The sequence below is a fragment of the Serratia sp. LS-1 genome (genome assembly GCF_003719595.1).
Taxonomy (GTDB): domain Bacteria; phylum Pseudomonadota; class Gammaproteobacteria; order Enterobacterales; family Enterobacteriaceae; genus Serratia; species Serratia ureilytica.
Genome location: NZ_CP033504.1, coordinates 4,118,754 through 4,142,006, shown reverse-complemented (window position 1 = coordinate 4,142,006; position 23,253 = coordinate 4,118,754). Strand labels below are relative to the sequence as shown.

Below are 23,253 nucleotides of genomic sequence, written 5' to 3'. Positions count from 1 at the left end.
TCCTCGGGATTATCGGCGTGGGGGCGGGATGCGCCCCCGAAAGGTTATGCCGCGACTTGCACGATGCCGTCGACCACCCGGCTGGTGAAGCTGGCGACGGAGCGGCTGTCATCTTCCAGGCAGTGGCCATCGTACAGGCGGAAACGCTGTTTCTTCAGCGGGCTGGCGACCCACAACTCCCCCTGATGCTCGGCGATCAGCCCGCGCGACAGCACGCTGGCCTGGGCGAACGGGTCGATATTGCTGATGGCGAACACCTGTTCGTCGGCATAGGGGCGGAACACCGCCACCTGCCGATCGCCGATCAGGGCGCATACGCCGGTGCCGGGCAGGATGTCGGCGATGGGGCAAACGGTAATCCACTGGCTCATGCTTGGCTCTCCTCGGTGTCGATCAGGGTGACGGCAATGCGCTCGTCAGGGCGCGCCGGGCGGTGTTGGTCACGTTCGGCCACCACCTGCACGTTCGGATCGCGCAGCGGGCTGTTGATGAAGTGGGCGAAGCGCAGCTGCGTTTCCGGGTGCTCGACGGTTTCTTTCCACTCGCAGATCACTGCCTCGCGCAGGCGGGCGATATCCGCTTCCAGCTGCTCGTTGATGCCGAGCTTGTCGTCAACGATCACCTTGCGCAGGTAATCGATGCCGCCTTCCAGGCTCTCCAGCCATACCGAGGTGCGCTGCAGCTTATCGGCGGTGCGGATATAGAACATCATGAAACGGTCAAGGTAGCGCACCAGGGTCTCGCTATCGAGATCGGCGGCCAGCAGGTCGGCGTGGCGCGGTTTCATGCCGCCGTTGCCGCAAACATACAGGTTCCAGCCGTTTTCGGTGGCGATGATGCCGACGTCCTTGCCCTGCGCTTCGGCGCATTCCCGGGTACAGCCCGAGACGCCGAATTTCATTTTGTGCGGGGTGCGGATGCCTTTGTAGCGATGTTCCAGCGTGACGCCGAAACCGACGCTGTCGCCGACGCCATAGCGGCACCAGGTGCTGCCGACGCAGGTTTTCGCCATGCGCAGCGCCTTGGCGTATGCGTGCCCGGTTTCAAAGCCGGCGGCGAGCAGCTTGCGCCAGATGGCCGGCAGGTCGTCTTTCTGCGCGCCGAACATGCCGATGCGCTGCGAGCCGGTCATTTTGGTGTAAAGATTGTACTCCTTGGCGATCTGTCCGATGGCCAGCAGGCCGTCCGGGGTGATTTCGCCGCCGGCGGAGCGCGGTATCACCGAGTAAGTGCCGTCTTTTTGGATATTGCCGAGGAAGTTGTCGTTGGTATCCTGCAGCGGCGTGTGCTGCGGTTTGAGGATGTATTCGTTCCAGCACGAGGCCAGCAGCGAGCCGACGGTCGGTTTGCAGACTTCGCAGCCGTAGCCTTTGCCGTATTTGGCCAATAACGCCTCGAACGACTTGATGCCTTCGACGCGGATCAGGTGGAACAGCTCCTGGCGTGAATAGGCGAAGTGTTCGCACAGGTGGTGGTTGACCTCGATGCCTTGCTTGCTCAGCTCGGCGTTCAACACCTGGGTGAGCAGCGGGATGCAGCCGCCGCAGCCGGTGCCGGCCTTGGTTTCGGCTTTCAGCGCCGCCACGGTGTGACAGCCTTGGTTGACTGCCCGGATGATGTCGCCTTTGCTGACGTCGAAGCAGGAGCAAATCTGCGCGCTTTCCGGCAGCGAATCCACGCCGATGGCCGGTTTGCTGCCCGCATGGGCCGGCAGGATCAGGCCGTCCGGGTTTTCCGGCAGCGCGATGCCGTTCAGCGCCAGCTGCAGCAGGTTGCCGTAATCGCTGGTATCGCCGACCAACACTGCGCCGAGCAGGGTTTTGTTGTCGGCGCTGACCACGATGCGTTTGTAGACCTCTTTGCTCTCATCCAGATAAACGTAGCTGCGGGCGCCCTCGGTGTGGCCGTGGGCATCGCCGATGCCGCCGACGTCTACGCCCAGCAGTTTCAGTTTGGCGCTCATATCGGCACCCTGGAAGCCGTTTTCGCGGCCCAGCAGGTGATCGGCGGCCACCTGCGCCATTTTGTAACCCGGCGCCACCAGGCCGAAGGTGCGATCGCGCCAGGCGGCGCACTCACCGATGGCGTACACGTCCGGATCCGATGTCTGGCAGCAGTCGTTGATGGCGATGCCGCCGCGGTGGCCGATCTCCAGTCCGCATTGACGCGCCAGCTTGTCCTGGGCGCGGATGCCGGTGGAGAAAACGATGAAATCCACTTCCAGCAGGCTGCCGTCGGCGAAATGCAGGGTTTTGCGCGCCGTGCCGCCGCCGTTGACAATCTCCTGGGTATTTTTGCCGGTGTGTACCTTGACGCCCATGCGCTCGATCTTGCGGCGCAGCTGGTCACCGCCCATCGGGTCGAGCTGTTCGGCCATCAGCATCGGAGCGAACTCGATCACGTGCGTTTCCACCCCCAGGCTTTTCAGCGCGCCGGCGGCTTCCAGCCCCAACAGCCCGCCGCCGACCACCGCGCCGCGTTTGCTGCGGCGCGCGCAGGCTTCGATGGCGTTAAGGTCTTCGATGGTGCGGTAAACGAAGCAGTCCTGGCTATCCGAGCCTTTAATCGGCGGGATCCACGGATAGGAGCCGGTGGCCATGATCAGCTTGTCGTAATAGACGGTGCGTCCGGTATTGGAGTGGATGACTTTCTCGTCGCGATTGATGGTGATGGCGCGTTCGCCGATCAGCACCTTCACGCCGTGCTTTTCGTAAAAGCCTTCGCGCACCAGCGACAGCTCTTCGGCGGTATGGTGCGAGAAATAGGAAGAGAGATGCACGCGATCGTAAGCGATGCGCGGCTCTTCGCAAAATACGGTGATGTCGAATAGGTCTTTGTCTGCTTTATCCAACAGATCTTCGATGAACCGGTGGCCGACCATGCCATTGCCGATCACGGCAAGTTTGACTCTGCTCATTATTGCCTCAAAATTCGGGTTTCCTAGGCTTACCTTATCCCTCCCGAGGGGCAATTTATTGATGCAAATCAATCGCGCCTTTATATACCCACAACGTGGTATATGAATGATTTTCCACGTTTTTTGATAAGTTGCGGATTTTATTCACCTTTAGCTGAAGCGAGTCAGGTCGCGCACCAACTACCCCGCTGGGAGTAGACGCGCAGGCCGGCATGCAACGGCGACTTTGTCAGCGCGATCCGCTGCCAGTATGATGAAGAAAACCAGCGCAACGGCAGAGGTGAAGGGTGGTGAAACGTCCATTGAAGTTTATCGACAACCTGCGTTTAAGCGGGCATGAAGGATTGTGGCAACTGGCGATAGAACAGGGGCGCATTGCGCATCTGGTGCCGCAGCCGGAAGGGCAGGAGTGGCGCAGCGACGTGCTGGATGCGCAGGGCGGGCTGGCGCTGCCGGCATTCGTCGAACCCCATATTCATCTGGATACCACGCAAACCGCCGGCCAGCCGGCCTGGAACCAGTCCGGCACGCTGTTTGAGGGGATTGAGCGCTGGGCAGAACGCAAAGCCTTGTTGACCCATGAAGACGTCAAGCAACGCGCCTGGCAAACGCTCAAGTGGCAGATCGCCAACGGCGTGCAGTATGTGCGCACCCACGTCGACGTTTCCGATCCCACGCTGACCGCACTGCGCGCCATGCTGGAAGTTAAGCAGGAGGTGGCGCCCTGGGTAACGCTGCAGATCGTCGCCTTCCCGCAGGAGGGGATCCTTTCCTATCCCAACGGCGAAGCATTGCTGGAAGAAGCGCTGCGGCTGGGAGCCGACGTGGTGGGCGCCATTCCGCATTTCGAGTTCACCCGCGAGTACGGCGTGGAGTCGCTGCACAAGGCATTCGCGCTGGCGCAAAAATACGATCGGCTGGTGGACGTGCACTGCGATGAAATTGACGATGAGCAATCGCGTTTCGTCGAGACCGTGGCGGCGCTGGCGCTGAAGCTGGAGATGGGGGAGAAAGTCACCGCCAGCCACACCACGGCGATGCACTCTTACAACGGCGCTTACGCCTCGCGGCTGTTCCGCCTGCTGAAAATGTCCGGCATCAACTTCGTCGCCAACCCGCTGGTGAACATTCACCTGCAGGGGCGTTTCGACAGCTACCCAAAACGGCGCGGCGTGACGCGGGTGAAGGAGATGCTGGAGGCGGAGATCAACGTCTGCTTCGGCCACGACGATGTGTTCGATCCCTGGTATCCGCTCGGCACCGCCAACATGCTGCAGGTGCTGCATATGGGGCTGCACGTGTGCCAGCTGATGGGCTATGGCCAAATCGACGACGGGCTGAAGCTGATCACCAGCCACAGCGCGCGCACGCTTAACCTGAGCGACTACGGCCTGGCGGCCGGCAACAGCGCCAACCTGGTGATCCTGCCGGCGGAAAGCGGTTTCGACGCGGTGCGCCGCCAGACGCCGGTGCGTTATTCGATTCGCCAGGGCGCGGTGATCGCCGAAACGCGGCCGGCGGAAACCACGCTGCATCTGCAGCAGGATGAGACGGTGGATTTTCGGCGCTAAGGCGCAAAAAAAGGGCGCCTTGCGGGCGCCCTTGATGTATTTGATGCGAAGAAATCAGTGCGTTACGTGACCGTGGCTGCGGTGCTTGGTCACGAAGCCCAGCAGCAGACACATCACGAACACCGCCAGGTACAGGCCGTTGGCGGTGGTCAGCGCCGCGTGCGCCCCGCCTTTCGCCACGATCGGGCCGGTGACCACGAAGGTCAGCATGGTGCCGATGGTGCCGCAGGTCAGGATAAAGTTGACCAGCTTCGGCGAGGAGACCTTGGTCTGCAGCGAGCCGAGAGTGATCAGCGTGGTGTAGATGGCGCTGGAAACGAAGCCCAGGGCCATGATGTAGTAGCCCAGGTGCTCCGGATTGTCGGTGCTGACGAACAGGTACATCGCGCCGGTGGCCAGCGCGGCCAGCACGGTAACGATGCGCTGCAGATCGAAGAAGCGCAGGATGAAGCTGAACACCCACATGCCGACCATGTATGAGGTCCAGAAGTCGCTCACCAGCTTACCGGCCTGGCCGATGTCCATGTTGAACGACTTGGTGGCGTACTCAGGCACCCACTGAATGAAGCCCAGCTGGCCAAGGATGTAGCACAGCGCGGCGATCGACAGGAACAGCACGCCGATGCCCCATTTTTCTTTCTCGACCGGTTGACCGGCGTCGGCGCCTTTCTTGCCCAGCACCGGGAAGTCGGAGCACAGGGTCAGCACGAAGATCCCCACGTACAGCAGGCCGATGCAGGCATAAACCCAGTACCAGCCGATATGGCGAGCCAGCAGCATGGCGGCGACGATTGGGAAAATCATCCCGGCCATGCTGAAGAAGGAATCGGTGAACAACAGGCGTGAACCGCGCTGGCGGCCGGCATACATGTGGGTGATCAGGAAGGTGCCGATCGACATGGTGATGCCGCTAACCACGCCAAGGATAAACATGCACAGCGAGAACATGGTCAGGCTCTTGCCGAGCATCAGCCCTGCCACCGCCAGCACCATCAGGACAAAGCCGAAGATCAGCTGACGCTTCAGCGGGATGATTTCCATCAGCCAGGCATTGAGGAAGATCGAAATCAAAATGCCGGCGTTGAGGAAAGTAAAGGTGTTACTCATGCTGGAAACCGGCAGATTAAAGTACTCTGCAATGTTTCCCATCACCATCCCTGTGACGATCACTAAAGCACCGGTCAGCGCGTACGAAAAGAAGCTGATCCAGGTAAGCCGTATGCGGTTACTGTCATTCATTATATAGGCCTGAATATGTCTGTTAGAGGTTTTAAAACTGGCATAAGGCCGCTGGCTTTTCCTGGCAAACGCAGAAAAAAGTCCCGTTCAGGCCACCAGGGGGCGGATCCTAGCACAGACAACGGGATTTTTTGTGATGGCTGTCGATTTTTTGATGCAACCCATGAAGGGATGATACGCATTATTGTGATCTATTTGCGTACCGTCACAATGGAATCACGGTTGATGATCGTCGGCTCAAAACGGTGCGTCGGGGTGGCGGGATCGATCAACCTGCGCGCCGCGTATTGCGCCATCTCGCTGATGGGAAAGTGTACGCTGCTCAACGCCGGGCGGACGAAGGGCGCGCGTTCGCCGCTGTCGTAGCAGATCAAGGAGATATCCTGCGGCACCCGCAGGCGGTGCTCGTTGATCGCCAGCAGGGCGCCGATCGCCATCTCTTCGTTGCAGCAGTAGATGGCGCTGGGCGGCGCGGCCTGCCGCAACAGGCGATCGGCGCAGCGGTAACCGCTTTCCAGATCGTAAACGCCCTCCAGACAGGCCACCGGCTCGATATTCGCCGCCTGCATCGCCTCTTCAAACCCTTGCAGCCGCAGGCGGCTCGACGGCCGTTCGCGCGGCCCGCTGATGCAGGCGATGCGCCGGTGGCCGGCGTCGAGCAGTTGCTGGGTCGCCATGCGGCTGGCGAGCGGATGATCGAAGGTGACGCAGCAGTCTTCCAGCCCCGGCACCAGACGATCGAGCAACACGAAATGACGTTGCTCCGCCGCCAGCTGGCGCAGCCGATCGTCACTGAGAAAACGCACGTGCAGGATCACGCCGTCGCAGCGCAGGCTGAACAGCCGCTGCACCGCCTGCCATTCGTTTTCGGCGCTGTTGCGGCCCTGGGTCACCAGCAGCTGCTTGCCGTGGGATTCGGCCTCGGTTTGCACGAAGTCCATCAGCGCGCCGAAGAAGCCGCCGCGATACGACGTGGTGACCAACCCGAGGGTATTGCTGTGGCTGGAGGCGAGCGCGCGGGCCGCCGGGTTGGGGGTGTAACCGAGCTGGGCGACGGCGCGTTCAACCTTCTCGCGGGTCGGCGCTTTGACGTTGCTGTCGCCGTTCACTACCCGCGATACGGTGGCGCGCGATACGCCCGCCAGCGCCGCGACATCTTCCAGTGTCACCATCGTCCAACTCCTGATTACGGCTAAAAAAATGGGTTCGGCGCGCCGAACCCCTGTCATACCGCGCGCAGGCGCTTACCTGAACTGCGGTAAATACGGCGCGTTTATCGTCAACACCTCGTCCAGCAACGGCTGCGCCAGATTGGCGTTGCCCACCAGCGGGTTGGCGATCAGCGCCAGCAAGCCGCTGTGGCGATCGCCGTGCACCGCGGCCTCGATGGTCAGGCGTTCGTAGGCTTTCACCTGCTGCGTCAGCGCCTGCATCGGTTCCGACAGCGGGCCGAAGGTCAGCGGATGCGCGCCCTGAGCATCGACGATACAGCTGATTTCTATCACAGCATCGTCCGGCAGGCCATGGATTGCGCCGCGGTTTGCGGTGTTGACCACTAATTGCGTGCCGAGATTATTATGGATAGCACGGATCAGCTCCAGCGCAACTTCGGAATAGAAAGAACCGCCGCGGAAGCTGAGCTGCTCCGGCTTACTGTTCAACAGCGGATCGGCATACAGCTCGAACAGCTCTTTTTCTACCTGCATCACCTGCTCGGCGCGGGTGCCGCGCTCGCCGGCGGCGGCCATCTCTTCCGCCAGCATCTCGCGGGTCTGGTAAAAATAGCGGTGGTACGGGCAGGGGATGGCGCCGAGCGCGCGCAGGAAGTCCGGCTGCCAGGGCTCTTCCTTGATGTTGTTCATGGTCAGCGCCGCGCCGTCACACAGCATGTCGATCACGTTGCCGGTGACGTCGCGCCCCTGCTGCGTGACCTGATGCACCCAGACCATGTGGTTCAAACCGGCGAACCGCAGCTGCACGTCGGCGTAAGGCGCCTGCAGCATGTTGGCGATCATGTGATGCATGCTGATCGGTACGTTGCACAGGCCGATGATCTTCGCTTTGGTAAAGCGGGACACCGCCTCGGTGACGATGCCGGCCGGGTTGGTGAAGTTTATGATCCAGGCGTCCGGCGCCAGCTTTTCCACCCGACGGGCGATATCCAGCATTACCGGAATGGTGCGCAGCGCTTTGGCGAAGCCGCCGACGCCGGTGGTCTCCTGGCCGAGCAGCTGGTATTTGAGGCCCAGCCGTTCGTCGGCGGCGCGCGCCGGCAGTTGCCCGACGCGGAACTGGGTCAGCACGAAAGCGGCGCCGCGAATCGCTTCGTCCAGCGCGAAGTGCACGCTGACCTTCACCTGTTCCAGCCCGTGGCGCGCCAGCATGCGGCGGGTCAGGGCGGCGATGGTTTCCACTTTTTGGCGGCCTGGCTCGACGTCCACCAGCGCCAGTTCGGTGACCGGCAGCTCATCGATGCGTTGGATCAGCCCATCGACCAGTTCGGGAGTGTAGCTGCTGCCACCGCCAATCACCGCGATTTTGAGCGTGCTCATGAGCGGCCCTCCGTTTGCGACTGACGGCGATAGAGCTCGATCATGTCGTCGGCCAGATCCTGGATCACCATGGCGTTCATCAGATGATCCTGCGCATGTACCGTGATCAGGTTGATCGCCAGCTTGCCGCAGCCTTCGTCCAGGCCGATCAGCTCGGTCTGGATCAGGTGCGCCTTCTTCACCCACTCTTTGGATTCGACCATGTGTTTGGCCGCGGCGGCGAAGTCACCGGCGCGCGCTTGCCGCAACGCCATCAACGCATTACTGCGCGCGCTGCCGGAGAACACCAGCAGTTCCATGATGGTGCTTTCAAACTCGGGGCTGACTTCAGTCATCAATTCACTCACGTCATTTCTCCAGGGGTTGCGCGGCGACGCCGCCGTGGGATGCTTCAGTATCCGTTCTTTTTATAATGAGAGCGCTCTCATTTAAATAGAGTAACGACAATGCGTGTGCAAACTGGGAGGCAGATCGCAAAAACCGACCCAGGGTGGCGCGGGGCAAAAAATGCGTGATGCGGTTGGCAAAAAAGCCTTCTGCGCCCATACTTTCCGCAGCAAAATTCAGGGCCGCCTAGGATATGTCCCGTAATTGGGTAAATATAGGTAAATGGCTGGCACTTGCCGATACAGCTCTTTAGAATCAAAGCGCTTTTCCGTTGTTTGTCTCTCAGAGAAAGGACCCGTTAATGTTCAAACGTACTTTAGTGACCTTCGTCGCGCTGTGTTCCCTGACCGCAGTGGCGCCAGCCGCACTCGCCGCCGGTGAGACCCACGTCATGCTGACGACCTCGGCGGGGAATATCGAGTTGGCGCTCGACAGCCAGAAGGCACCGGTTTCCAGCCAGAACTTCGTCGACTACGTGAACAGCGGGTACTACAACAACACCATCTTCCACCGCGTGATCCCGGGCTTTATGATCCAGGGCGGCGGTTTCACCGCTGACATGCAGCAAAAATCCACCAAGGCGCCGATCAAGAACGAAGCCGACAACGGCTTGCGCAACCTGCGCGGCACCATCTCGATGGCGCGCACCGCCGACAAGGACAGCGCCACCAGCCAGTTCTTCCTGAACGTGGCGGATAACGCCTTCCTGGATCACGGCCAGCGTGACTTCGGCTACGCGGTATTCGGCAAAGTGGTGAAAGGCATGGACGTGGTGGACAAAATTGCCCAGGTGCCGACCGGCAACGTCGGCCCTTACCAGAATGTGCCGACCAAACCGGTGGTGATTCTGTCGGCCAAGGTACTGCCGTAAGTTTTTTGGCCGATCCCGCCGGGGTCGGCCGTCCTTCCTCACGAAGCCTTGCCTTCATCACTGTTTTCTCCCGCGCCCCATGCTCTAATCGGCAGACAATAACCAGACCGGAAATCCGGCGTTCGCCCTTTGTTGTCTCTGGATGAGTTGCTGCCATGTATGAATTTAACCAGGTGCTGTTGCTGTTGCAGCAGATGTGCGTCTATCTCGTCATCGCCTATCTGCTGAGCAAAACCCCGCTGTTTATCCCGCTGATGCAGGTGACTATTCGCCTGCCGCACAAGCTGCTGTGTTACGTGATTTTCTCGGTGTTCTGCATCATGGGCACCTATTTCGGGTTGCACATTCAGGATTCGATCGCCAATACCCGCGCGATAGGCGCGGTCCTGGGCGGCTTGCTGGGCGGGCCGTCGGTAGGCTTTCTGGTCGGGCTGACCGGCGGGCTGCACCGGTATACGCTCGGCGGCATGACCGACGTGGCCTGCGCGATCTCCACGGTGTCGGAAGGCCTGGTCGGCGGTATCGTACACAGCATCGCCATGCGCCGCGGGCGCATCGAGCTGCTGTTCAATCCGCTGTTCGTCGGCGGCGTGGCGCTGGTGGCGGAAGTGTTGCAGATGGCGATCATTCTGGCGGTGGCGCGTCCTTACAACGAGGCGTTGCAGCTGGTGGAACACATCGCGCTGCCGATGATGATCGCCAATACCGTCGGCGCGGCGATGTTTATGCAAATCCTGCTGGATCGGCGCGCGATGTTCGAGAAATACACCAGCGCTTTCTCTTCCAAGGCGCTGAAAATCGCCGAGCGCACCGAGGGTATCCTGCGGCAGGGCTTCGATCAGGAAAACAGCATGAAGGTCGCCCGGGTGATTTATCAGGAACTGGGTATCGGCGCGGTGGCGATCACCGATCGCGACAAGCTGTTGGCGTTTATCGGCATCGGCGACGATCACCACCTGCCGGGGACGCCGATCGCCTCGGTGCATTCGCATCGCGCCATCGACAACAACGAGGTGGTGTACGCCGACGGCAACCAGCTCTCTTACTGCTGCTCGATCAATCCGGCCTGCAAGCTGGGATCGACGCTGGTGATCCCGCTGCGCGGCGAAAACCAGCGGGTCATCGGCACCATCAAGCTGTACGAACCGAAAAGCCAGCTGTTCAGCACTATCAACCGCACGCTGGGCGAAGGCATCGCCAGCCTGCTGTCGGCGCAGATCATGGCCGGACAGTACGAGCGCCACAAGCAGCTGTTGGCGCAGTCGGAGATCAAGCTGTTGCATGCGCAGGTCAACCCGCATTTCCTCTTCAATGCGTTGAATACGCTGGTGGCGGTGATCCGCCGTGATGGCGAGCGCGCCTGCGAGTTGGTGCAATCCCTTTCGACCTTCTTTCGCAAAAACCTCAAGCGCTCGGATGATGAAGTCAGCCTGGCGGACGAGATAGAACATGTGAACGCCTACCTGCAGATCGAGAAAGCGCGTTTCGCCGATCGGCTGGAGATTGCGGTATCGCTGCCCGAGGCGCTGCTGGCGGCGCGGCTGCCGGCGTTTTCGCTGCAGCCGATCGTCGAGAACGCCATCAAGCACGGCACCTCGCATCTGTTGGGCGTGGGCCGCATCGAAATCGGCGCCTGCTGCGAAGGCGAGCATCTGCTGCTGCAGGTGACGGACAACGCCGGGCTGTTCCAGCCGAAACCGAACTGCAGCGGGCTGGGTATGAATCTGGTGGATAAACGCATTCGCGTGCGCTACGGCGAAGGCTATGGCGTGCAGGTGGATTGCCGGCCGGACGCCTATACCCGCATTACGCTCAATGTTCCCATGGAGAGGGCCGCATGATGTTAAACGCACTGATTGTTGACGATGAGCCTTCCGCGCGCGACAACCTGCGCCATCTGCTGGAGGCCGAAGCGGGGATCGCGATCATCGGCGAATGCGCCAACGCCATCGAAGCCATCAGCCAGATCCACCGGCTGCAGCCGGACGTGGTGTTTCTCGATATTCAAATGCCGCGTATCAGCGGGCTGGAAATGGTCGGCATGCTGGATCCCAATCGGATGCCGCACATCGTGTTTCTGACCGCCTACGACGAATATGCGGTGCAGGCGTTCGAGGAGCACGCCTTCGACTATCTGCTGAAGCCGGCGGAGCCGAAGCGGCTGAACAAGACGCTGCAACGCCTGCGGCAGCGCAGTGCGCCGCAGGACGTGACGGTGCTGGATGAGAGCGCCGGCTACCTGAAATACATTCCCTGCACCGGCCACAGCCGCATCTATCTGCTGCGGTTTGACGAGGTGCTGGCGATACGTTCCAAACTGAGCGGGGTATTCGTGGTGCGCAGCGACGGCATGGAGTGTTTCACCGAATTGACGCTGCGCACGCTGGAAAGCCGTACGCCGCTGGTGCGCTGCCATCGGCAGTATTTGGTCAACCTGGAGCAGGTGCGCGAGATCCGCTTCGAAGAAGGCGGCGCGGCGGAGATGATCATGTCCGCCGGCGATCCGGTGCCGGTCAGCCGGCGCTATTTGAAAGCGCTGAAGGAGCAACTGGGGCTGCGGGGGTGACGCAGGTCTTAGGGGGATTCTGAAAAGACAGGCATCATGGGCGTCCCGACGGCGCCCTTTTTGTTTGTCCTTGACGGGGTTACGCGGCGCTTATAGCTTTATTGCATCAACAGGCGCGTTTCGCGCCGCGTCAGCGTCAAAGGAACAGAAAATGAGTGAACCACGGATTATCGCCAAGGCGATGAAAGACGGAAAACCGGAACAGGATCTGGTGATTTTGCCGGCGTTGGCCAACCGCCACGGGTTGATTACCGGGGCAACCGGCACCGGCAAGACGGTGACGCTGCAAAAAATGGCCGAACAGTTCTCGCGCATCGGCGTGCCGGTGTTCCTGTCGGACGTGAAGGGCGATCTGTCCGGCATCGGCGCCGAGGGCGTGCCTTCCGAGAAGCTGCAGGCGCGCCTGGCAGCGATTGGCGTCACCGACTGGCAGCCGCAGGCCTGCACCATTATCCCGTGGGATATTTACGGCGAAAAGGGGCATCCGATCCGCGCCACGATTTCCGATCTCGGGCCGCTGCTGCTGGGGCGCCTGTTGGATCTGAACGAGGTGCAAAGCGGCGTGCTGCAGCTGGTGTTCAAAATCGCCGATGACAACGCGCTGCTGCTGTTGGACATGAAAGACCTGCGCGCCATGGTGCAGTTCGTCGGCGATAACGCCAAACAATTCCAGACTCAGTACGGCAACATCTCTGCCGCGTCGATCGGCGCCATCCAGCGCGGGTTGCTGACGCTGGAAGAGCAGGGCGCCAACCAGTTCTTCGGCGAGCCGATGCTGGACATCAACGATCTGATGAAAACCGACGCCAACGGTCATGGCGTGATCAACCTGCTGGCGGCGGACAAGCTGATCAATCAGCCGAAGCTGTATTCAGTGTTCCTGCTGTGGCTGCTGGCCGAGCTGTTTGAACATCTGCCGGAAGTGGGCGACCCTGAACAGCCGAAGCTGGTGTTCTTCTTCGATGAAGCGCACCTGCTGTTCAACGACGCGCCAGCGGCGCTGTTGACCAAGATCGAACAGGTGGTGCGCCTGATCCGCTCCAAAGGCGTCGGCATTTACTTCGTCACCCAGAACCCGCTGGATATCCCGGACAGCGTGCTGGGCCAGTTGGGCAACCGCGTACAGCATGCGCTGCGCGCCTTTACGCCGCGCGATCAGAAGGCGGTGAAAACGGCGGCGCAAACCCTGCGTGCCAATCCGGCCTTCGATGCTGAAACGGCGATCACCGAGCTGGGCGTGGGCGAAGCGCTGGTGTCATTCCTCGACGAAAAGGGCCGGCCGAACGTGGTGGAGCGGGCGATGGTCATCGCGCCGGAATCCAAGATGGGCATGCTCGGCGCGGAAGGGCTGAACAGCGCGATCAACAAGTCGCCGCTGTATGGCCGCTATGAAGACATGATTGACCGCGAGTCCGCCTACGAGAAGCTGTCGTCGGGCGGCTTCGCCACCGTCGGCACTGCGCAGCAGGGGCAGCAACCGCAGGCGCAAGCGCAGCAACAGACGGGCGGCGGCCTGATGGACGGATTGAACGAGCTGCTGTTCGGTTCCACCGGCCCGCGCGGCGGCAAACGCGACGGCATCGTCCAGACCGCTGCCAAGAGCATGGCGCGCGATCTCGGCCGGCAGATCCTGCGCGGCGTACTGGGCTCGATCACCGGCGGCCGTAAAAAGTAAGCGGAAATTATCGTCGGCAGCGGCGGGTTAAATCAGTAAACTATGGCGGCGTTTTTCTCTGCCGGACCTAACATGCTGCTGCTGATCGATAACTACGACTCCTTTACCTATAACCTTTACCAGTACTTCTGCGAGTTGGGCGCCGAGGTGGTGGTGAAGCGCAATGATGAGCTGCAGCTGGCCGATATCGAGCGGCTGGCGCCGCAGCATCTGGTGATTTCCCCCGGCCCTTGTACCCCGAACGAAGCGGGCATCTCGCTGGCCGCCATTCGTCATTTCGCCGGCAAGCTGCCGATCCTCGGCGTGTGCCTGGGGCACCAGGCGCTGGGGCAGGCGTTCGGCGCCGAGGTGGTGCGCGCCCGCGCGGTGATGCACGGCAAAACCTCGGCGATTCGCCATCTGGGCGTCGGCGTGTTTCGCGGCCTGAGCGATCCGCTGACCGTGACGCGTTACCATTCGCTGGTGCTGAAAGCCGATACGCTGCCGGATTGCTTTGAAGTGACCGCCTGGAGCGAACGCGACGGCGTGCGCGACGAGATCATGGGTATCCGCCACCGCACGCTGGCGCTGGAAGGGGTGCAGTTCCATCCGGAAAGCGTGCTCAGCGAGCAGGGTCATCAGCTGTTGGATAATTTCCTCAGGCGTTAATCCCTTCGCGTTTTTTTCGCCCGTCAGGCGTTTTGCATTTGCGCTTTAGTGTTTTTTTATGCATATTTCGTGATTATATTTTCATTATAACATCGCGATAGCGCTGAAAAACCTTCAGGGTGGAGCCGAAAATGACTGACAAATCCGCAGTGAGCCGCAGCACCTTTGACCAGGTGATCCTGCCTGTTTATGCACCCGCCCAGTTTGTGCCGGTGCGCGGCCAAGGCAGCAGGGTCTGGGATCAGCAGGGAAAAGAGTACATCGATTTTTCCGGCGGCATCGCGGTGACGGCGCTGGGGCACTGCCATCCGGCGCTGGTCGAGGCGCTCAAACGCCAGGGCGAAACCTTGTGGCATACCAGCAACGTCTTCACCAATGAGCCCGCGCTGCGCCTGGCGAGCAAACTGATCGACGCCACCTTCGCCGATCGGGTGTTCTTCGCCAACTCCGGCGCAGAGGCCAACGAGGCGGCGTTCAAATTGGCGCGCCATTACGCCATTACCCGTCACAGCCCGTACAAAACTAAAATCATCGCCTTCTATAACGCGTTTCACGGCCGCACGCTGTTCACCGTGTCGGTGGGCGGGCAGGCCAAATATTCCGACGGGTTCGGGCCGAAGCCGGCCGACATCGTGCACGTGCCGTTCAACGATCTGGCGGCGGTGAAAGCGGTGATGGACGACCACACCTGTGCGGTGGTGATGGAGCCGATTCAGGGCGAGGGCGGCATTACGCCGGTCGACGCCGACTTCCTTAAAGGCGTGCGCAAACTGTGCGACCAACACCAGGCGCTGCTGGTGTTCGATGAAGTGCAAAGCGGCATGGGGCGCAGCGGCAAGCTGTTCGCCTATATGCATTATGGCGTGACGCCGGACATTCTCACCACCGCCAAGGCGCTGGGCGGCGGTTTCCCGGTGAGCGCCATGCTGACTACCGAAGAGATTGCGTCGGTGATGCAGGTGGGCACTCACGGCACCACCTATGGCGGCAACCCGCTGGCCTGCGCGGTGGCGGAGGCGGCGCTGGATGTGATCAATACGCCGGAGGTGCTGAGCGGCATCGAGCAGCGCCATGCGCTGTATGTGCAGGCTTTGCAGAATATCGGCGATAAATACGGTATTTTCACCGCCATTCGCGGCATGGGGTTGCTGATCGGCGCCGAGCTGACGCCGCATTATCACGGCAGAGCGCGCGATTTCCTCACCGCCGCCGCCGCGCGTGGGCTGATGATCCTCAACGCCGGGCCGAACGTGATCCGCTTCGCGCCGTCGCTGGTGGTGGAGCTGCAGGACATCGAGGCCGGCATGGCGCTGTTCGAGCTGGCGGTGCAGGATGTGATCAACGCCTGAAGCACCTGCGGCGAATAACGGGGCGCGGTATGCCGCGCCCTTATTGATCGCGCAGTTTACGCTTGAGCCAGATGCCGTGGTGCGGGCGCTGGCGCCAGGCCAGCGACGAAATGGTGTGCATGACGCTCAGGTGCGACAGAATACGCCGCAAATGACGTTCCATCTCGGTGACGGGCATCTCCGGATGCAGATCCGGCGGCTGCATGATGCCGCTGTTGTCACTGCTCGGGCCGTCGTATTCCAACCGCTGCTGGCAGCTTTGCAGCGCGATTTCACAGGTTTGCAGATACGCTTCCGCCAACTTTGGCGTCAGCATGTAGTGCTCGCGCGCCAGGATGGTCATGGCGTTCAGGTGTTCGACGATGAACTGGCTGTGAGTGACCCACAGCCGCATGTCCGCCAGATAGTTCGAGGCGAACCCCGGTTCCTGCATCGCCTGATTGAGCGAAGTGAACAGCGCATTGTGCGCCTGGTTGACCTGCATGCGGGCATAGGCCAACGCGGTGGCGTCCGGCTCCGGTTGCTTCAGCATCAGCCGCAGCGCGGCTTGATCGTTTTCCAGCGCCTGATGGGCATTCTTGCGCAGCAGCCCGCTTTGCCACTGCGGCCACAGCCAAATGGTGCCGCCGAACGCCAGCACGCAGCCGATCAGCGTATCGATCAGACGCGGCACCAAAAAATGCGAGCCGTTCAGCGCCAGCAGCTGCAGGGTGTAAACCGCCGTGACCGTAAAGCCAATCACCGACAGCCCGTAGTTCTTGCGCGAAACCAGGTAGGCCAGCAGCGTGATCATCAGCATGATGCTCAGTGTTTCTGCTTCCGGTAACTGCAGCTGCAACAGCCCGGCCGCCAGCAACAGACCGGCGATCGTGCCGAGAGCACGGTGCTGAATACGCACCCGGGTGGCGTTATAGCCGTTTTGGCTCACCAGCATGATGGTGAGCAGTATCCAGTACGGCTTCGGCAGATTGAATACCGCCCCCAGGCTGCTGCCGACTGCCAGCGTCACCCCCAGCCGCGCGGCGTTGCGCAGCGCCGTGGATTTGAACGACAGGTAGCTGGCCAACGCCGGCCAAAACGGCAGGCGATGCTGGCTGGGCATCAAATCGCGGCGGTACAGCGGATGCTGGGTGCGCAGCAGGCGGGCAATGCGGCTGAAATGGTAGTAACAAAACTGGCCGACCGGGTTGTCGGGATGCTGCGCCGCCATTTTTTCCAGCGCCGCCAGTTCGTGCGTCATGGAAAAGCGCTTCGAATGTTGATGGTAGAGAATATTGTGCGCCACCACGCGCAGCCGCCCGGCGATCACCTGAGCGTTGCGGCGAATGATCGCTTCGGCCTGGCTCTGCTCCATCAGTTTTTGTACTTCCTCCGGCAAGTGCAGGCTGACGGTGATGTGCTCCTGCAGATCCATCGCCACCTGAAAGGCGCGTTGCAGACGCTTTTGATCGAGGTTGTTGGCGTGCGGCAGGAAATTAAGCTGTTGGTACAGCAGGCTGATCAGATCCATCACCTTTTGCTGGCGCACCAGCAGCGGCGGCAGCGCGGTCTGCGGATCGGTGTGCTGAGTCAGCAGCGAGTATTTGGCTTCGAAGTAGTCCGCCAGTTCCAGATAGAGCTGGCTCAGCGTCTCGCGCATCGGCTGCTCTTTCCACAGCCGGAACCAGAACCAGGTGAATAAGCCGTACCAGGCGGTGCCGATCGCGTACAGCAGCGGCGCCTGCCAGAGAGGCACTGTGCCGGCCATGCTGAGGGAGAAGATGGCGGCCACCAGCGCCGCCGGCAACAGCCGGGCGTGCAGCGGGCTGATTTCGCCGGTGACGCCGAGCAGCAGCGCCAGGCCCAGCATCAGCGCCGGCAGCGGCACGTGCCACAGCAGGGCTTGTTGCAGCAGCAGGCTGCTGAGGGCAAACAGCGCACCGCCGACGATCAGCCGTTTAAAGAAGCGCCTATGCGGCGTGTCCAGACCGGCGATATTGCAGCAGGCGGGCACCAGAGAGAACATCAGGCCGAGCTGCAGCTGGCCAATCAGCAGGCCAAACAGCACCGGCAGGCACAACACCAGCGTTTGTCGCAGTGCGTAGTTGACTTCCGGGTGGTAAATCAGGCGGCGCCACATGGCAGTGAACGGACAAAAAAACGGCGCAGATTGCGCCGTTTCTTCAGGGATTAACGGGTGCCGTAGACGACAATGGTTTTGCCGTGGGCGGAAATCAGGTTTTGGTCTTCCAGCATTTTCAGAATACGGCCAACGGTTTCACGCGAGCAGCCGACGATCTGGCCGATTTCCTGGCGGGTGATCTTGATCTGCATGCCGTCCGGGTGAGTCATGGCGTCGGGTTGCTTCGCCAGATTCAGCAGGGTTTGCGCGATGCGGCCGGTGACGTCCAGGAAGGCGAGGTTGCCCACTTTTTCGGAGGTAACCTGCAGGCGGCTCGCCATTTGGGCGGACAGACGCATCAGGATGTCCGGGTTCACCTGGATCAGCTGGCGGAATTTCTTGTAGGAAATTTCGGCCACTTCACAGGCGGTTTTGGCGCGAACCCAGGCGCTGCGCTCCTGACCTTCTTCGAACAATCCGAGCTCGCCGATGAAATCCCCCTGGTTGAGGTAGGACAGGATCATCTCTTTACCTTCTTCATCCTTGATCAGCACCGCGACGGAGCCTTTCACGATGTAGTAAAGCGTTTCGGCCTTTTCACCTTGGTGAATCAGCGTACTCTTCGATGGATATTTGTGGATATGGCAATGAGACAGGAACCATTCGAGAGTAGGGTCTGTTTGCGGTTTGCCGAGAACCATTCGCTGTTATCCTCTGTTGTTATCGCTGCCTTGTGTCACAGGGGTCAGAGTTCCCTGTAAAACCCGCCTGTAGCCGCAGTTATGAGCGAGGGCTACCGGCAAGTTTTGAGGCGTGTCATAAAAATACGCTGTCGCTCTAGCATATTAACTTGCCGTAAGCGCTGCAAGCTACATTCTGTTAACATACCGGTAAAGGAGCCTTTCTCTGGGCGTTTCCCTGAAATTCAGTGTCCCGGAAAGATTTATTGCGGCTCTGTTTGTAGCACAGAGTAAGGCGGGTGTCTCGTGTTGTCTCGCTTCAGCATGATTAGCATCAGGTTACGTTGCCTGTTTCTATGCGAAAGCGTACTCTGATTTTAAGAAATCAACCGGAGTGACCAGAATGCAGGCAAGAGTTAAGTGGGTGGAAGGGTTAACGTTTTTGGGTGAATCGGCCTCCGGCCACCAGGTGCTGATGGACGGCAACGCCGGCGATAAAGCGCCCAGCCCGATGGAGATGGTGCTGATGTCGGTGGGTGGCTGCAGCGCGATCGACGTGGTGTCCATCCTGCAAAAAGGGCGCAACGACGTGCGCGACTGCGAGGTGAAGCTGACCTCCGAGCGCCGTGCAGAAGCCCCGCGGTTGTTCACCCATATCAACCTGCACTTCATCGTCACCGGCCAGGATCTGACCGACAAAATCGTAGAGCGAGCGGTGAACCTGTCGGCGGAGAAGTACTGCTCGGTGGCGCTGATGCTCAACAAGGCCGCTACGGTGACCCACAGCTTCGAGATCCGCCAGCCGGCGTAATCGAGACGGAGCGCGGCCCGCCGCCGCGCTCAACGCGTTTATTCGATCTTCTTGCCTTCCAGCAGCCGCTGCACCAGCGGCGCCATGATCAGCTCCATCGCCAGCCCCATCTTGCCGCCCGGCACCACTAACGTATTGATGTGCGAGATAAACGAGCCCTGCAGCATCGCCAGCAAATAGGGGAAGTCAATCTGATCCAGCCCGCGGAAGTGGATCACCACGAAGCTTTCATCCAATGAGGGAATGGCTTTGGCGGCGAACGGGTTGGAAGTATCCACCGTCGGTACGCGCTGGAAGTTGATGTGGGTGCGCGAGAACTGCGGCGTGATGTAGTTGATGTAGTCTTCCATCGAACGCACCACCGAATCCATCACCGCCTCGCGGGAGTGGCCGCGTTCGCCGGTATCGCGGATCAGCTTCTGGATCCACTCCAGGTTGACGATCGGCACCACGCCGACCAGCAGATCGACGTGGTTGGCCACGTCATGGTGTTCGGTGACCACACCGCCGTGCAGCCCCTCGTAGAACAGCACGTCGGTCGGCGCCGGCAGCGGCTCCCACGGGGTGAAGGTGCCCGGCACCTGATTGTAGGGTACCGCTTCGTCGTAGGTGTGCAGGTACTTGCGCGAACGGCCGGTGCCATTTTTGCCGTACTCGATAAAGCTCTGCTGCAGCAGGCCGAAGTCGTTGGCCTCGGGGCCGAAATAGCTGATGTGTCTGCCCAGATCGCGCGCCTTGCGGATCGCCGCGTCCATTTCCGGCCGGGTGTAGCGGTGGAAGCTGTCGCCCTCCAGCTCGGCGGCGCGAATGTTGAGCTGTTGGAAGATTTTGCGGAACGCCACGCTGGTGGTGGTGGTGCCGGCGCCGCTGGAACCGGTCACCGCGATAACGGGATGTTTGGCAGACATGGTAGTTGTCACTCCGTGTTGAATGCGCCGGCGTCAGGGGATTATTGTGGCTCTTGTTGACGCTCTCTATGTCAGGAAAAAATGGCGCGCGCTGGTTTGCAATGTCCCATTGTTACCTGATTTTTTCCGTCAGTCATAGAACCGGGCGCCACTAAATTTCTTCCTGCCCGGCGCGGATCTGACCGCGCGGCATGATGTTGACGCTCTCATGCAGTTCCGACCACACCAGCACCACCTCGCCGTTTTTCAGCTGGCGGCGCACGTCCTCCACCTTCTGCTCCAGCGATCGTTCGTGCTCGCCGTAATCGGTGCCTTCACGCAGCACAAAGGATTCGATCAGGCTGTTCAGGGTGTCGGTTGCCAGTTCTTGCCAGGGAATGATCACGTCGGGATGTCCAGATAAGGGGAAAGCCAGGCCGGAATGCGATGCTCCAGCCACATGTGCGGTTTTTTCAGCGTGCCGCCGACAAAGCCGACGTGGCCGCCGAACTCGGTCAGCTGATATTCGATATTGCGCGGCAGGCCGGCGACGTCGGGGATCACCTCATGGGTCATGAAGGGATCGTCCTTCGCATGGATGATCAGCAGCGGCGTTTGGATCGCCGGCAACAGCGGCAGGGCGCTGCAGCGGCGATAATAATCGGTGGCGTCGCTGAAGCCGTGAATGCGCGAGGTGATGGCGTCGTCGAATTCGCGGATGCGCCGCAACCCGTTCAGCTGCGACAGCTTGAGCGGCAGGGTGTCCGGGTAGTGCAACAGTTTGCGGGTGGCGTTTTGTTTCAGCTGCCCCAACAGGTAGCGCTGATAGACGCGGGAGAAGCCTTGCTCCATGCGATAGGCGCAGGGCTCCAGCATCAGCGGCGCCGAGACCACCACCGCCGCCTGCAGCAGGCTGTCGGCGCCTTGCTGCGCCAGATAACAGGCCAGCATGTTGCCGCCGAGCGAAACGCCTACTGCCGCGGTTGGCACCTCGCCGTAGCTGTCGTGCAGCCAGCGCAGGAAGAAACGCGCGTCTTCGGTTTCGCCGGAGTGGTAGATGCGCTGTTTGCGGTTGGGCACGCCGCTGCAGCCGCGAAAGTGCATCACCACCCCGAGCCAGCCACGTTCGCGCCAGGCGTTGAGCAGGCCATGCGCGTAGGGGCTGTAGAAGCTGCCCTCCAGACCGTGGAACAGCACCGCGCGCGGTTTATCGCGCGCCTGCGCCGGATCCTCGCTCCAGGCGAGATCGACGAAATCGCCGTCGGGCAATTCCAGCCGTTGCCAATGCGGTTTCAATAACACGCGGCGGCGCACCAGCCGCGGCAACAGCGTTTGCAGGTGCGGGTTACTGGCCCCGGTCAGGGGGCGAAAGACGTCATGCATAGGCGGAGTAAAAATGTTGTTGGCGACTATTGTGAGATCCCAGGCGCACTGTTAGCTTCAATACCAATAACTGACAATGATACTGCAAAAAAGCGCCTTGGGTGAGGAGCACCCGTGCCATGGAACCGAGTTTATTCCTTTCGATGCTGGGCTTCCTGTGGGTCGCCGCCATCACGCCTGGCCCCAATAACCTGCTGCTGACCACCTCCGGCGCTCATTTCGGCTTTATGCGTTCGCTGTGGCTGATGATTGGCATCATGCTCGGCATGCAAAGCATTTTGCTGCTGGTGGCCTTCGGCGTCGGCAGCCTGATCCTGGTTTACCCGTCGCTGCACCTGATCCTGAAAATCCTCGGCAGTTTGTACCTGCTGTGGCTGGCGTGGAAAGTCGCCACCGCCGCCTATGAAAAGCTGGAAACCGACGTGGCGCCGCCGCAGCCGGTGCGGCTGTATCAGGGCTGGCTGTTGCAGTTCCTCAACCCGAAAGCCTGGCTGATGGCGCTGGGCGCGGTGGCGAGCTTCAGTCTGGCGGGCGATAAGTACAACGGTTCCATTGCGGCGATCGCGCTGGGCATTTTGGCGGTCAACATCGTCGCCGGCGTTATCTGGCTGGCGTTCGGCACGGTGATCGGCCGCCTGCTGCGCAGCAAAAAGGCCTGGATTATCTTCAACGTTTCCATGGGGCTGCTGACTGCAGCCTGTGTATTACTGATTTGGCATTAAGGAGCGGAACGATGGCGGAAAACTATTATCACGTGGTCGCCTTTACCGGTGAGGGGCTGCGCGGCAACCCGGCCGGGGTCTGCCTGCTGACGCAGCCACTGCCGACGGAGCGGCTGCAGGCGATCGCCAACGAGATCGGCCTGCCGGAGACCAGCTTTGTCTGGGATGACGGCGACATGACCGCCATTCGCTGGTTTACCCCGGAGCGTGAGGTCGATCTTTGCGGCCATGGCACGCTGGCGGCGGCGCATGTGATGTTCAGCGCGGTTAACCCGGCGCTGAAGGATATTCGCTTCAGATCGGCCGGCGGCGAGCTGTTCGTCAAGCGCGATGAGCGGGATGGGGAGCGGCTGGTGCTTGATTTCCCCGCCAGGCCGCCGCAGAAAGTCGCCGAACCGGCGGGCCTCGCGGCGCTGCTGGGCGTGCAGCCGCAGGAAGTGTGGCAGGCGAAAGCGCTGCTGGCGGTGGTGGAAAATGAGGCGCAGGTGCGCGCGCTGCGCCCGGACATCCCGGCGCTGATCGCATTGGCCGGCCGCGCGGTGATCGTCACCGCGCCGGGTGACACCGTGGACTTCGTTTCGCGCTATTTCACGCTCGACGGCGGCGAGGATCCGGTGACCGGTTCCGCGCATTGTACGTTGATGCCTTACTGGACGGCGCGTCTCGGCCGCCATCGGCTGCACGCCCGGCAGATTTCGGCGCGCGGCGGCGAGCTGTTCTGCGAACTGCAAGGGGACCGCACGCTGCTCGGCGGCTACGCTCACGTGTTCTTGCGCGGGACGATCGTGCTGTGATTCGCTTTAATATTACCTAAGGTAATAAAGAAGACTTTTTTATTCTTTTATCGCCCGTCATCGCTCAGATAAAACTGTCAGCAACTGAACAGATTTTTAT

21 protein-coding genes are annotated in these 23,253 nt (G+C 60.8%); 10 read left to right on the top strand and 11 right to left on the bottom strand.

Translation table 11 applies throughout. The annotated features are described in order from the left end of the window. Window positions 1-44: 44 nt before the first annotated feature. Window positions 45-371, bottom strand: a complete 327-nt coding sequence (nirD, locus tag EDY99_RS19845) for a nitrite reductase small subunit NirD (RefSeq protein WP_033645269.1) — start codon at window positions 369-371, stop codon at window positions 45-47. Further along, window positions 368-2,917 carry a nitrite reductase large subunit NirB gene (nirB, locus tag EDY99_RS19840; protein ID WP_123062009.1) on the bottom strand — a complete coding sequence of 850 codons (2,550 nt, stop codon included), beginning with the start codon at window positions 2,915-2,917 and terminating at the stop codon, window positions 368-370. Before nirB ends, nirD begins: the two co-directional genes overlap by 4 nt. Before the next feature lie 290 nt (window positions 2,918-3,207). Between nirB and EDY99_RS19835 the strand changes: the two genes are divergently transcribed. Beyond that, the gene (locus EDY99_RS19835; RefSeq protein ID WP_169539927.1) at window positions 3,208-4,488 is read left to right on the top strand and encodes a cytosine deaminase; all 1,281 of its coding nucleotides are present in this window, start codon (window positions 3,208-3,210) and stop codon (window positions 4,486-4,488) included. 54 nt (window positions 4,489-4,542) lie between these two features. On the opposite strand, the gene tsgA is transcribed toward EDY99_RS19835, so the two are convergent. The 4 genes from tsgA to EDY99_RS19815 form a co-directional block, all read right to left on the bottom strand. Then, on the bottom strand, window positions 4,543-5,727 hold the full coding sequence (gene tsgA, locus EDY99_RS19830) for an MFS transporter TsgA (RefSeq protein WP_025304528.1): 1,185 nt from the start codon (window positions 5,725-5,727) through the stop codon (window positions 4,543-4,545). A gap of 191 nt (window positions 5,728-5,918) precedes the next feature. Beyond that, a complete protein-coding gene (locus EDY99_RS19825) occupies window positions 5,919-6,899 on the bottom strand; it encodes a LacI family DNA-binding transcriptional regulator (protein ID WP_123062008.1) in 981 nt (326 codons plus the stop codon). A gap of 72 nt (window positions 6,900-6,971) precedes the next feature. Continuing rightward, window positions 6,972-8,279, bottom strand: a complete 1,308-nt coding sequence (locus EDY99_RS19820; protein WP_123062007.1) for a 6-phospho-beta-glucosidase — start codon at window positions 8,277-8,279, stop codon at window positions 6,972-6,974. Then, window positions 8,276-8,614, bottom strand: coding sequence for a PTS lactose/cellobiose transporter subunit IIA (locus tag EDY99_RS19815; RefSeq protein WP_025304525.1), 339 nt, complete (start codon window positions 8,612-8,614; stop codon window positions 8,276-8,278). Before EDY99_RS19815 ends, EDY99_RS19820 begins: the two co-directional genes overlap by 4 nt. 353 nt (window positions 8,615-8,967) lie before the next feature. Here EDY99_RS19815 and ppiA point away from each other — a divergent pair, with 353 nt between their 5' ends. The 6 genes from ppiA to EDY99_RS19780 all read left to right on the top strand — a co-directional run bounded on the left by ppiA (window position 8,968) and on the right by EDY99_RS19780 (window position 15,775). Beyond that, window positions 8,968-9,537, top strand: a complete 570-nt coding sequence (gene ppiA, locus EDY99_RS19805; protein ID WP_038878108.1) for a peptidylprolyl isomerase A — start codon at window positions 8,968-8,970, stop codon at window positions 9,535-9,537. A 155-nt stretch (window positions 9,538-9,692) separates the two neighbouring features. Further along, on the top strand, window positions 9,693-11,378 hold the full coding sequence (locus EDY99_RS19800; RefSeq protein WP_044029984.1) for a sensor histidine kinase: 1,686 nt from the start codon (window positions 9,693-9,695) through the stop codon (window positions 11,376-11,378). Then, window positions 11,378-12,103, top strand: a complete 726-nt coding sequence (gene btsR / locus EDY99_RS19795) for a two-component system response regulator BtsR (protein WP_123062190.1) — start codon at window positions 11,378-11,380, stop codon at window positions 12,101-12,103. Before EDY99_RS19800 ends, btsR begins: the two co-directional genes overlap by 1 nt. 151 nt (window positions 12,104-12,254) lie before the next feature. Then, window positions 12,255-13,778, top strand: a complete 1,524-nt coding sequence (locus EDY99_RS19790; protein WP_033645261.1) for a helicase HerA-like domain-containing protein — start codon at window positions 12,255-12,257, stop codon at window positions 13,776-13,778. Window positions 13,779-13,850: 72 nt separating this feature from the next. Beyond that, window positions 13,851-14,426: an aminodeoxychorismate synthase component II gene (locus EDY99_RS19785; RefSeq protein ID WP_033645386.1), complete on the top strand. Its 576-nt coding sequence runs from the start codon at window positions 13,851-13,853 to the stop codon at window positions 14,424-14,426. A gap of 131 nt (window positions 14,427-14,557) precedes the next feature. After that, the gene (locus EDY99_RS19780; protein WP_042785490.1) at window positions 14,558-15,775 is read left to right on the top strand and encodes an aspartate aminotransferase family protein; all 1,218 of its coding nucleotides are present in this window, start codon (window positions 14,558-14,560) and stop codon (window positions 15,773-15,775) included. A 40-nt stretch (window positions 15,776-15,815) separates the two neighbouring features. On the opposite strand, the gene EDY99_RS19775 is transcribed toward EDY99_RS19780, so the two are convergent. Further along, window positions 15,816-17,894, bottom strand: coding sequence for a YccS/YhfK family putative transporter (locus EDY99_RS19775; RefSeq protein ID WP_123062006.1), 2,079 nt, complete (start codon window positions 17,892-17,894; stop codon window positions 15,816-15,818). Between the two features lie 50 nt (window positions 17,895-17,944). Next, window positions 17,945-18,577, bottom strand: coding sequence for a cAMP-activated global transcriptional regulator CRP (gene crp, locus EDY99_RS19770; protein WP_004090925.1), 633 nt, complete (start codon window positions 18,575-18,577; stop codon window positions 17,945-17,947). Window positions 18,578-18,959: 382 nt separating this feature from the next. Here crp and EDY99_RS19765 point away from each other — a divergent pair, with 382 nt between their 5' ends. Then, the gene (locus EDY99_RS19765; RefSeq protein ID WP_025304517.1) at window positions 18,960-19,367 is read left to right on the top strand and encodes an OsmC family protein; all 408 of its coding nucleotides are present in this window, start codon (window positions 18,960-18,962) and stop codon (window positions 19,365-19,367) included. A 38-nt stretch (window positions 19,368-19,405) separates the two neighbouring features. On the opposite strand, the gene EDY99_RS19760 is transcribed toward EDY99_RS19765, so the two are convergent. The 3 genes from EDY99_RS19760 to EDY99_RS19750 all read right to left on the bottom strand — a co-directional run bounded on the left by EDY99_RS19760 (window position 19,406) and on the right by EDY99_RS19750 (window position 21,637). Beyond that, window positions 19,406-20,275, bottom strand: coding sequence for a phosphoribulokinase (locus tag EDY99_RS19760; protein WP_042785488.1), 870 nt, complete (start codon window positions 20,273-20,275; stop codon window positions 19,406-19,408). A 151-nt stretch (window positions 20,276-20,426) separates the two neighbouring features. Next, the gene (locus tag EDY99_RS19755; RefSeq protein ID WP_069101032.1) at window positions 20,427-20,660 is read right to left on the bottom strand and encodes a YheU family protein; all 234 of its coding nucleotides are present in this window, start codon (window positions 20,658-20,660) and stop codon (window positions 20,427-20,429) included. Then, on the bottom strand, window positions 20,657-21,637 hold the full coding sequence (locus EDY99_RS19750) for a hydrolase (RefSeq protein ID WP_123062005.1): 981 nt from the start codon (window positions 21,635-21,637) through the stop codon (window positions 20,657-20,659). The genes EDY99_RS19755 and EDY99_RS19750 overlap by 4 nt, the downstream gene beginning before the upstream one ends. A gap of 119 nt (window positions 21,638-21,756) precedes the next feature. On the opposite strand from EDY99_RS19750, the gene EDY99_RS19745 reads away from it, so the two are divergent. Together EDY99_RS19745 and EDY99_RS19740 are read left to right on the top strand one after the other, a co-directional pair. Then, complete coding sequence (locus EDY99_RS19745) at window positions 21,757-22,359, top strand: LysE family translocator (protein ID WP_033645257.1); 603 nt, start codon at window positions 21,757-21,759, stop codon at window positions 22,357-22,359. Between the two features lie 11 nt (window positions 22,360-22,370). After that, window positions 22,371-23,153, top strand: coding sequence for a PhzF family phenazine biosynthesis protein (locus EDY99_RS19740; RefSeq protein ID WP_033645256.1), 783 nt, complete (start codon window positions 22,371-22,373; stop codon window positions 23,151-23,153). Window positions 23,154-23,253 lie beyond the last annotated feature (100 nt).

Bases quoted from the DNA above. Each gene is read 5' to 3' on its own strand.
- nirD (WP_033645269.1), bottom strand. From the start codon at position 371: ATGAGCCAGTGGATTACCGTTTGCCCCATCGCCGACATCCTGCCCGGC.
- nirB (WP_123062009.1), bottom strand. From the start codon at position 2,917: ATGAGCAGAGTCAAACTTGCCGTGATCGGCAATGGCATGGTCGGCCAC.
- tsgA (WP_025304528.1), bottom strand. From the start codon at position 5,727: ATGAATGACAGTAACCGCATACGGCTTACCTGGATCAGCTTCTTTTCG.
- EDY99_RS19825 (WP_123062008.1), bottom strand. From the start codon at position 6,899: ATGGTGACACTGGAAGATGTCGCGGCGCTGGCGGGCGTATCGCGCGCC.
- EDY99_RS19820 (WP_123062007.1), bottom strand. From the start codon at position 8,279: ATGAGCACGCTCAAAATCGCGGTGATTGGCGGTGGCAGCAGCTACACT.
- EDY99_RS19815 (WP_025304525.1), bottom strand. From the start codon at position 8,614: ATGACTGAAGTCAGCCCCGAGTTTGAAAGCACCATCATGGAACTGCTG.
- ppiA (WP_038878108.1), top strand. From the start codon at position 8,968: ATGTTCAAACGTACTTTAGTGACCTTCGTCGCGCTGTGTTCCCTGACC.
- EDY99_RS19800 (WP_044029984.1), top strand. From the start codon at position 9,693: ATGTATGAATTTAACCAGGTGCTGTTGCTGTTGCAGCAGATGTGCGTC.
- btsR (WP_123062190.1), top strand. From the start codon at position 11,378: ATGTTAAACGCACTGATTGTTGACGATGAGCCTTCCGCGCGCGACAAC.
- EDY99_RS19790 (WP_033645261.1), top strand. From the start codon at position 12,255: ATGAGTGAACCACGGATTATCGCCAAGGCGATGAAAGACGGAAAACCG.
- EDY99_RS19785 (WP_033645386.1), top strand. From the start codon at position 13,851: ATGCTGCTGCTGATCGATAACTACGACTCCTTTACCTATAACCTTTAC.
- EDY99_RS19780 (WP_042785490.1), top strand. From the start codon at position 14,558: ATGACTGACAAATCCGCAGTGAGCCGCAGCACCTTTGACCAGGTGATC.
- EDY99_RS19775 (WP_123062006.1), bottom strand. From the start codon at position 17,894: ATGTGGCGCCGCCTGATTTACCACCCGGAAGTCAACTACGCACTGCGA.
- crp (WP_004090925.1), bottom strand. From the start codon at position 18,577: ATGGTTCTCGGCAAACCGCAAACAGACCCTACTCTCGAATGGTTCCTG.
- EDY99_RS19765 (WP_025304517.1), top strand. From the start codon at position 18,960: ATGCAGGCAAGAGTTAAGTGGGTGGAAGGGTTAACGTTTTTGGGTGAA.
- EDY99_RS19760 (WP_042785488.1), bottom strand. From the start codon at position 20,275: ATGTCTGCCAAACATCCCGTTATCGCGGTGACCGGTTCCAGCGGCGCC.
- EDY99_RS19750 (WP_123062005.1), bottom strand. From the start codon at position 21,637: ATGCATGACGTCTTTCGCCCCCTGACCGGGGCCAGTAACCCGCACCTG.
- EDY99_RS19745 (WP_033645257.1), top strand. From the start codon at position 21,757: ATGGAACCGAGTTTATTCCTTTCGATGCTGGGCTTCCTGTGGGTCGCC.
- EDY99_RS19740 (WP_033645256.1), top strand. From the start codon at position 22,371: ATGGCGGAAAACTATTATCACGTGGTCGCCTTTACCGGTGAGGGGCTG.